The 8,171-nt window shown below is 29.4% G+C and carries 8 protein-coding genes; 1 reads left to right on the plus strand and 7 read right to left on the minus strand.

The window, feature by feature from the left end:
* The first annotated feature begins 101 nt into the window (after nt 1–101).
* Entirely contained in the window at nt 102–2,150 is a 2,049-nt protein-coding gene (gene uvrB, locus Q1X91_RS04590) for an excinuclease ABC subunit UvrB (RefSeq protein ID WP_300753807.1), read from the plus strand.
* A 349-nt stretch (nt 2,151–2,499) separates the two neighbouring features.
* On the opposite strand, the gene Q1X91_RS04595 is transcribed toward uvrB, so the two are convergent.
* From Q1X91_RS04595 to Q1X91_RS04625, 7 genes are all read right to left on the minus strand, one after another.
* Nucleotides 2,500–3,540, minus strand: a complete 1,041-nt coding sequence (locus Q1X91_RS04595; RefSeq protein ID WP_300753809.1) for an alcohol dehydrogenase — start codon at nt 3,538–3,540, stop codon at nt 2,500–2,502.
* Between the two features lie 130 nt (nt 3,541–3,670).
* Nucleotides 3,671–4,801 (minus strand): molecular chaperone DnaJ, encoded by a 1,131-nt coding sequence (dnaJ, locus tag Q1X91_RS04600; protein WP_300753810.1) that lies wholly within the window; start codon nt 4,799–4,801, stop codon nt 3,671–3,673.
* Nucleotides 4,802–4,829: 28 nt separating this feature from the next.
* A complete protein-coding gene (locus Q1X91_RS04605) occupies nt 4,830–5,120 on the minus strand; it encodes a DnaJ domain-containing protein (RefSeq protein WP_300753812.1) in 291 nt (96 codons plus the stop codon).
* Between the two features lie 25 nt (nt 5,121–5,145).
* Nucleotides 5,146–5,838, minus strand: coding sequence for a YoaK family protein (locus Q1X91_RS04610; RefSeq protein WP_300753814.1), 693 nt, complete (start codon nt 5,836–5,838; stop codon nt 5,146–5,148).
* Between the two features lie 65 nt (nt 5,839–5,903).
* A complete protein-coding gene (locus Q1X91_RS04615; protein ID WP_300753816.1) occupies nt 5,904–6,725 on the minus strand; it encodes an ankyrin repeat domain-containing protein in 822 nt (273 codons plus the stop codon).
* A gap of 26 nt (nt 6,726–6,751) precedes the next feature.
* Nucleotides 6,752–7,669, minus strand: a complete 918-nt coding sequence (locus Q1X91_RS04620; protein ID WP_300753818.1) for an Rpn family recombination-promoting nuclease/putative transposase — start codon at nt 7,667–7,669, stop codon at nt 6,752–6,754.
* An 82-nt stretch (nt 7,670–7,751) separates the two neighbouring features.
* The coding region (locus Q1X91_RS04625; protein WP_300753820.1) for an ankyrin repeat domain-containing protein at nt 7,752–8,171 on the minus strand (420 nt) is incomplete at its 5' end.

Below are 8,171 nucleotides of genomic sequence, written 5' to 3' on the forward strand. Positions count from 1 at the left end.
TATGTTATATAGTACATACTGCATATGCACAGAATTTCATTAAAAAATAAAAAATATTTAGCTAATTTACTAATTATTAAAAATATAGTATAATAGTATGCATGAATTTTAAATTAGAATCCAACTTCAAACCTTCAGGAGATCAAGTAACAGCAATAGAATCTCTGGTAAAAGGTCTTGAAAATAAAAATAAATATCAAACTCTTTTGGGAGTTACAGCAAGCGGAAAAACTTTTACTATAGCCAATGTTATAGAAAAAGCTAATAGACCAACTCTTGTAATGTCTCATAATAAAACTTTGGCGGCTCAGCTTTATAGAGAGCTTAAAGATTTCTTCCCTAATAATGCTGTAGAATATTTTGTTTCATATTATGACTACTATCAGCCTGAAGCATATGTTCCAGCTAAAGATTTGTATATAGATAAAGACGCTTCGGTTAATGATGAAATTGACAGATTAAGACTTAAAGCAACAACTTCACTTCTTGAAAGGCGTGATGTCATAATAGTAGCTTCTGTTTCATGCATATACGGTTTGGGTTCTCCTGAAGATTACAGAAAGCTCTATATTTCAATAGAAAAAGACGGTGAATATGACAGAGATGAAATTATTGAAAAATTAGTTTCTATTCAGTATGAGCGTGTTAAAGATGTACTTGAGCGTGCGAGATTTAAGGTGATAGGCGATACGCTAGAAATAATGAGTGCTTATTCTGATGAGGTTATAAGAATAGAGTTTTTTGGAGATACTGTTGAAAAAATAGTAAAAATTAATCCTGTAACAAGACAAAAAATAGCTGAGCAAGACAGAGTTGTAATATATCCAGCCAAGCACTTTGTTACTGGAAGCGATAAACTAGCTGCTGGCATCAAATTAATAGAAGAGGAACTTGAAGAACAGTATAATAAGTTCAAATCTGAAGGAAAATTAGTAGAAGCAGAACGTATATACGGAAGAACTAAATATGACTTGGAAATGCTTAGAGAGGTTGGATACTGTGCTGGAATAGAAAATTATTCACGCCCATTATCAGGACGTAAAGAAGGAGACAGACCTGCTTGTTTAATAGATTATTTCCCAAAAGATTTTTTGACTATTATAGATGAGTCGCATGTAAGCGTGCCTCAGATTAGAGGTATGTTTTTCGGCGACAGAAGCAGAAAAGAAACTTTGGTAAAGTACGGTTTCAGACTTCCTTCAGCACTTGATAATAGACCTTTATTTTTTGAAGAGTTTGAAAAACTTACTAATGACACAATATATATAAGTGCAACTCCTGCAGAATATGAACTTAAAAAAAGCAGTCAGGTTGTAGAGCAGATAATCAGACCTACAGGACTTCTTGACCCTATTATAGAAGTATATCCTATTGACGGACAAATTGACAGAATACTTGAAGAAATAAAAAAGACTGTTTCAAATAATGAAAGAATATTTATAACAACTCTTACAAAAAAAATGGCTGAAGACCTCACAAAATATCTAAATGAAAACGGAGTTAGAACACGTTATCTGCATTCAGATATTCAAACTGTTGAACGCGTAGAGATAATAAGAGATTTAAGACTTGGAGCTTTTGATGTACTTGTAGGTATAAACCTTTTGAGAGAGGGGCTTGATGTACCAGAAGTATCTTTGATATTAATACTTGATGCCGACAAAACAGGCTTTTTGAGAAATACCACTACCCTAATACAGACTATAGGACGTGCTGCTAGAAATGCTAACGGCAGAGTTATAATGTTTGCTGACAGTATAAGCGATGCTATGAAAGTAGCAATAGAAGAAACAGAAAGAAGAAGAAAAATACAAATGGAGTATAATAAAGAGCATAATATTACTCCGAAAACTATTATCAAAAAAATACAGGATATTATAGAAAGAGAAGAGAAAGTTGAAACTTCTTATGAGCTTCATTTTGATTTCAGACGCTTTAATGAAAGAGTAAAAATCGATCCTAAACAGCAAAGCGATGACTATATAAAAGAATTAGAAAAAGAAATGAAAAGGGCTTCAGACAGTTTAGAATTTGAAAAAGCTATTGAGATAAGAGAGAAAATTAATCAGCTTAAACAATTAAAGCCAGCTAAAAAAACAGTACATAAAAATGTAACTTCAAAAAACCCTAATGGAAAAACTAAAAGATAATCGCGAAGGACTGCATATTTACTAAAATAATAAGTTATACAACATGTAAAACATTAGACTTGTTTCAAAACTAAATTAAGAAATATTTATACTATTTTGATTTTTAGTATTTTTCTTTTTATAACTGGGGCTTTGCCCCAGACCACACTTCTTTTGGTGACCCAAAGAAGCAAAAGGACTGCATATTTATATACTAAAACAATAAGTTATACAACATATAAAACATTATTTTGATAATTTATAAATTATCAAAATTTTATATATAATCTTGTCAAATACTTTTGAAACAAGTCTAATATTTTAAATTTAAAAAAATAACTTTAAAAAATTATAGTTATTTAGGTATAAATTAATCATATTCTACAGCTATTTTCATGCAGTTATCTTTTTTACTTTCAAATATATCATATCCTTTTAGAATATTATCTAATTTTATTCTATGAGTTATAAGAAAATCGGTATTTATTTTATCTTCTGATATAAGTTTTAATATTTCATCGCTATGAACGGCATCAACTCCCCCAGTTTTAAATATTAAATTCTTTCCATACATTATATTAAGCGGAAGTATCTGAGGCTTTTCATACATAGCAACTAAAGCAGCTGCTGAATTAGGACGTGCAATTTTCCAAGCTAATTCAAATGTATTATCTCCTCCAGCAGCCTCTATAACATTATCAGCAAGTCTTCCATTATTTATATCCTTTATAAACTCTTCAATATTTTCTGTTTTGTTTGGATTTATAAAAAAGTCTGCTAATCCTTTTTCTTTTGCTATATTTAATCTATTTTCATCTATATCCATAGCTATTATATTTTTTGCTCCAAATATTCTGGCACATATCATAGAGCAAAGTCCTACAGGTCCAGCTCCTATAACAGCCGCAGTATCATTATTTTTTACTTCTGAAAGCTCTGCCCCAAAATACCCGCTTGCTAAAATATCTCCTACAAACAAAGCCCTATCATAAGTTACATTTTCTGGAAGTATATTTAATGCTGTGTCGGCAAAAGGTACTCTCACATATTGAGCCTGACAGCCATTAATACGGCATCCTATTTTCCAGCCGCCTATTTCACAATTATTTATAAAACCATTTTTGCAGTAATAGCATTCTCCGCAGAAAGTAATGCAGTTGCATGACACTCTATCGCCTATTTTTATTTTTTTTACATCCTTGCCTACTTCTATCACCTCTCCTACAAATTCATGTCCAAGAACAATATTTTCTTTTGCTCTAGGAACAGCACCGTTAATTATATGCAAATCACTTGTACATATGCTTGATAATGTTACTTTTACTACTGCATCTTTTAAATCTAATATTTTAGGATTTTCTATTTTTTTTAAATCTATTTTTTTATTACCTAAATAAACCAATCCCTTCATAATATTTACTTCCTATTTTTATTGTTAATTATAACATTAAAATTAATATATTTAAAATATTTAATTCATTAAAAATATGCAAATAAAAAGGGACTTTTTTAAAGCCCCTAAATAATAATTATTATAAATTTTACCAATTATTTCTGCTAGGTTTTCTTAAAGCAGGTTCATCATTATTCGGTATAACTTTTTTAAGCTCATTAAATAATCTTTTTTCTTCTGAAGATAATTTTGAAGAAACATCTATATTTACTATTACAAATAAATCGCCTCTTCCAGATCTATTTATATGAGTAGCACCGCTTCCTTTTAATTTAAATACCTGACCGCTATTAGTACCTGCAGGTATTTTTATTTTAACTTTCTTTTTATCCAAAGTCTGTATATAAATATCAGCTCCTAATGCAGCCTGTACTATATTAATTCCTACTTCAGTTATTAAATCTATACCGTCTCTAACAAAATATTGATGAGGAGCTACATGTATATATAAATACAAATCTCCTGCCACTCCTCCGCCTATTGCTTCACCCTCTCCGCTTACTCTAAGCTGAGTACTATCCTCAATACCCTTAGGTATATTAACAGATATAGTTTTATTTTTCTTAACAGTTCCAGTTCCATGACATTTTTTACAAGGAGTAGTTACTATAGAACCGCTTCCATTACATTTACTGCAGGTTCTTCTTACACTGAAAAATCCCTGAGCCATTCTCACTTCTCCGCTTCCTCCGCAGGTAGGACAAGTCTGAGTTTTAGTTCCGGGCTCTGCTCCTGTACCATGACAAACATCACATATATCATTTTTGTCAAGTTTGATTTCCATTTTCTTACCAAAAACAGCATCTTCCAAAGAAAGAGTAATATCATGTCTTAAATCATTTCCCCTTCTCTGAGACCTTGAAGATCTTCCAGAAAATCCTCCTCCAAAAAATGAACTGAATATATCGTCTAAATCTCCAAATCCGCCAGAACCTCCAAACATCTGAGAGAAATCAAAACCGCCTCTGCCGTAAGCATCAGCAAAATCACTATGAACACCTTGAAAACCAAACTGATCATATTGAGCACGCTTTTTCTCATCAGATAATATCTCATAGGCTTCAGCAGCTTCTTTAAACTTTTCTTCAGCCTCTTTATTTCCGGGGTTTCTGTCTGGGTGATACTGCATAGCTAATTTTCTATATGCTTTTTTTATTTCATCATTAGTAGCAGTCTTTGCCACTCCTAATACTTCATAATAATCTCTTTTTTCTGCCATTTACTATATCCTCTGTATTAAATTAAAATTATTTTTTTCTTCTGCTTAATATCAGACCTAATCCAAGCCCTGCAGCAGCTAAAGCCCCAACAACATATTTATTGGAGGCTATATATAAAATATTATACTGCATACGCTTTTCTTTGTCTGATAAAACCTCATAAGCCTCTGTTATATCTATAAACATACGATTAGCTTTCTCATCTCCAGCATTTCTGTCTGGGTGATATTTCATAGCCAATTCTCTGTAAGATTTTTTTATTTTTTCATTACTGGAAAATATATTAACATTAAGTATTGCATAATAATCTTTATCCATAATAAATATATCCTTATATTATTTTCTAATTATCAAAAAACATCAAACTCTCAACAATAAATAATAACCCTGAAGCAATCCATATAGATTTAATACCAAATATCCTAGTAAAAAAACTGCCCAAAAAAGCTCCCAAAGTAAATGAAAAAAGAATGGTTAAATATATAAGTCCGTTCTTTAATCCTACTTTATCTCTATTAAATAAAAATCTAAATAAATTATCTGAAGCTGACTTTAAATTACCAGTACACATATTAGTAACATAAGTAAGTCCTTCAACCTTATTAAAAGTTATCATTAAAGTTGCCGACATAAATGATATAACACTTACAACTATAATGTTTGAAATACCTTTATGCATAAAACCAACTATAAAAAGTATAACAGCTGCCATTAATATAATAACATATTCCAATTCCATTAACTTTTTTTTATTCAAAACTTTTTTAATATATAAAGCAGTCCAAATTCCAATAATAAAAACACAAATAGGTATCAAATAATGCATAGTAAGAGCAAACTCTTTTTTAGCCAAATGCATAGCAAAAAATATCATATTACCAGTCTGAGCATAAGCAAATACTCCGTCTCTGGTAACATAAGTATAAGCATCTACAAATCCGCCTACCAAAGTAAGTATAGAAGCTATATATATAGTTTCTGTTGTATGAATGGATTCATTTTTTCTTTTAATAAAAGCTATAAAACTATTTTTCACTTTACCGCCTCAATTTTATTGCCAAATATTATAACATAAAAAAATATTTTTAGAAGCATATTTAATTATTTAGCACCATTGGCTTTTAATAATTCTGCTACATCTAAATGACTATTTTTTAAAGCATATTTAAAAGCATGCCTGTCATTTTTCACATCTGCCCCATTATCAATTAAATATTTTACTACTTCTAAATGTCCGTTTTTTGAGGCATTACTTAAACTTGTAGCTGCGTATTTATCACCTATTATATTAATATCTGCTCCATTCTCAATTAAATATTTTACTATATCCAAATGTCCATTTCCAGAAGCATATAATAAGGCAGTTCTGTAGGAATAATCTCTCATATTAACATCAGTTCCTAATTCTATTAAATATCTAACTATATCTAAATAACCATTTTCAGAAGCATACATTAAAGCATGTCTATCATTTTTAAATTCTGCCCCTTTATCTATAAGCAGTTTTACCAATTCTAAATTACCATTTTTGGCAGCAGAACTTAATGCATGTCGGTCATTTGATGCTTCGTATCCTTTTTCTAATAAATACTTTGCTATTTTTTTATATCCTTTTTCTAAAGAATACATCAAAGCATATCTGTCGTCTTTGAATTTTAAACCTTTATCTATAAGCAGTTTAACTATATCAAAATGACCATTTTTTGAAGCATAAGTTAAAGCTGTCTTGTAATAGTAATCTTTTATATTAATATCCGCTCTATTATCAATTAAATATTTTACTATATCTAAACAGCCATTTTCAGAAGCATACATCAAAGGCGTTTTATAATAATCATCTTCTGTATTAACATCATATCCAGATGATATTAAATATTTTACTCTTTCAAAATCATTATTTTTAACAGCCTCTAATAATTTCATGTTCTAAATAATAACTAATTACAAAATTACAATTTTAAAATTTCTTCGGTACTTAAACCTGTTATTTTGCTTATTAAATTTATATCAAGATTTTCATTCTTCATATTTTTAGCCAAAACATATTTTTCTTTTTCGATACCTTTTTCAATACCTTTTTCTATACCCTTTGATATGCCTTTTCTCTCAGCCTCTGCTAATTCATAATCAAGCATTCTTTTATTAAAATATTCATCAGCCTCTTTTCTTCTATAACTGTCTATTAAAGGATTAGTATGTACAAACGATTCGGATTTTAATTTTACCTCTTCAAATATAGTATCTTCTTTCAATAAATTTTCCATTTTATCCCCCTTAAAAAATTTTAACCAAGATAAAAATTTCTTCTCTGCTTCATCATAACTTGAATTAAAATTAAATTTAGGAAGCTCTATATAATGAAGCTGACAATGATTAGTAAGTATTCTGTTATGTTTAATCTCTTTCAAAACATAGCAAGTATGAATATCATTTATATCATACATCAAATTAAAATTCAAAATATTAATGCTTATTACTGGACATAAATTATTATAATTATCACCCTTATTTAACATAACAGCATAACCATTAGCCCAATAAAACAAACTCCTGTAAATAAACTCAATATTGCCCTGAGACTGTATCTCTATAATAACAACTTCTCCGCTGTCAGTGGTACACCTTATATCCATCACAGACTCTTTAGATTCTAAATATTTGCTTAGGTTAAAGGGATTAAGAATCTCAGCTTTTACAAAAGTTTTGAAATTCATATTTTTCATAACAGAATTTATAAAACTAAGTATTATTCTCTCATTACCTTTCTCTGAAAATAAATACCTTATATAGCAGTCATTTATTCTGTTCATATTATCAACAGTGATAATTTCTTTTTTAAGTTTTTCAAGATACTCTGAATATTCCATACCAGCCTTTAAAAATAGTTGTATGCTTATTATACTAGTATTAAAGTAAATTGTCAAAGAACAAAATTTTAAATATATTTTATTATTTAGCCCCTTTTGATTTTAAAAATTCTGCTACTTTTAAACGACTATATTTGATAGCATATCCAAAAGCAGTTATACCCTTTTTATCATTAAAATTTATATCAGCTCCTTTATCTAGCAAATATTTTACTACTTCCAAATACCCATTCTCTGAAGCATATATCAAAGCTGTTCTATTATCATTATCTTTAGCATTTACATCAGCACCTTTATCTAGTAGATATTTCACTATTTCTAAATAACCATATTCAGAAGCCACCATCAAAGCTGTTACATTATTATTACTTTTAGCATTTATATCAGCACCTTTATCTATCAAATATTTCACTACTTCCAAATGCCCATTCTCTGAAGCAAACATCAAAGCTGTCCAATTACCAAATTCATCTTTAGCATTTATATCAGCACCTTTATCTAT

The organism is uncultured Brachyspira sp. (assembly GCF_949287625.1).
GTDB lineage: Bacteria > Spirochaetota > Brachyspiria > Brachyspirales > Brachyspiraceae > Brachyspira.